Here is a 1721-nt window from a genome sequence, read left to right as displayed (position 1 = left end):
CAATTTCTTTTCCTTAGTTTTTACAGAGATGGTGCCATCTGAGTTCTTTTTAGCTCCTACTTCTTCTGGAGCAACAGTGCGGCTGCCACCATTTCCATCAGCAATGATTACATTTCCGCCATCTGTTCCAATAATTTGGACTCCAGATTCGGTTGTCACAGGCGCTGTTGGAGAAACAACTGCCCGTGTAACTGTTGTTGAGGCAGTGCTTGGCACTGGTGGTGTCGCTGGATCTGGTACTGTTGGTTTTGCTGCTTGACTACTGCTTGTAGCAGATGCAGCCTGGTCTTTCTGGTCTTTTTTAGAACTTGTTGTAGATGAGCTGTCAGTTTTTGAGGTTACTGATTTCGCTGGTTTTGTTGGGGTTGCTGGGTCTGTTGTTGCAGAAGATGAACTAGATGTTGCTGTACTTGCTGCTGGATCTGGGGTAACAGGATTAGCAGTAGTATTATCAGCTACTGGATTTGTTGGGGTTACTGGCGAAGTAGCATTATTGTCAGCATCAGTTCCATTGTCAATAGGTTTCGCTGGAACAACTGGGTCTGGTGTAACAGCAGCTCCTGTCCCTGAACTTGAGCTTGAACCTGTACCTGCTCCATCAACTGGTTTTACTTCTACTACTGGTGTAGCAGTGCTGCTTGTGTTGTTTTCTGCATAGGTCACATTTGAACCTACAAAGATACCGCTAGCAAAAACAGCCAGAAGTGCCATTTTGCTCGCATGATTACGTTTTTTCATTTACTTCTCCTTTTATTAAATTAGATTGTCTTTGTTTTCTAAAATCCAATCTCTCAGGTCAACCTTAGATAGATCTGGTAAATCCCACATCTTCTTTGGCCGAAAGTGCATAGAGAAATTCTCTACTCCGTCACGATATGCTATCTCGATAAATGGTTTGGTTTGTATGCTTTTAGCTTTCTCCAAATTAGAAGAGATTTTTAACTCAAACGCTCCACTCCCGTTATCGTTTAGCCATTCCAATAATTTGTCCATCTTCTTTTGGACAAACAATTCAAGCAATCCTTTTTCTTGGCTTGAGTTCTTCTCATTTAAAGCTCTGTGAATGAGAAGCTGCTCATATTCTGTAAAAAGGACATCCATAATCAAGATAACTTTATTGTACTTGTAATTCTCAACTTTAGCATGACCTGCTTTCAGCTTGGCCCATTTGTCAGCATTCAAATCCGTTTCTGGGATTGAATAGAAGTCTTTGTAAAAAAAGAAATACTCTTGGACATACCGTACAATAAGTTCTCTTAATCCATTTTTCAAATCAAACAATTTACCTCCTTTTGTTCTTCATACACTCTATTATAGTATATTTTGTGACATATTGCAATAGAAAAATACAAGTTTTTTAATATTTTTGTAATAGAAAAGCACCCTAAGATGGGTGCTTGGTGTTAAGATTATGGTTGTTTAGGTCAGTTAATTGCCACTGTTGGTCACTTTTTGACCTGTAAGTTTTTCATATTGCTCCTTGAGCTTTATCATCTCAGCTAGGGCAGTCTTTTTATATTCTTCCCCCTCTTTCGATCCCTCAAGATACTTATCTGAAATGATATACAGAACTCGTTGATAGCCATAATATTGATCTAGTCTTTCTGCATCGTCAGAGAACTTCTCAGAAGTGTCAATAATCAAAGGTTGAGCTTTACCAATGTATTTTATTAAATACTCTTTTGTTTCTTGATTAACCCCTTCTTTTTTTAGTTTGTCAA

Annotated in this window: 3 protein-coding genes; all 3 read right to left on the bottom strand. The window is 38.7% G+C overall.

The annotated features are described in order from the left end of the window. On the bottom strand, window positions 1–738 hold a 738-nt coding region (locus K4I03_RS05320; protein ID WP_227963954.1), incomplete at its 3' end, for a hypothetical protein. Between the two features lie 15 nt (window positions 739–753). Continuing rightward, window positions 754–1281: a hypothetical protein gene (locus tag K4I03_RS05315; protein ID WP_227963953.1), complete on the bottom strand. Its 528-nt coding sequence runs from the start codon at window positions 1279–1281 to the stop codon at window positions 754–756. Window positions 1282–1428: 147 nt separating this feature from the next. Continuing rightward, window positions 1429–1721 (bottom strand): hypothetical protein (locus K4I03_RS05310; protein ID WP_227963952.1); only part of this gene is annotated, 293 nt, incomplete at its 5' end.

It is taken from the genome of Streptococcus sanguinis (genome assembly GCF_020729725.1).
GTDB lineage: Bacteria > Bacillota > Bacilli > Lactobacillales > Streptococcaceae > Streptococcus > Streptococcus sanguinis_V.
This window is presented reverse-complemented; position numbering and strand designations above follow the sequence as displayed.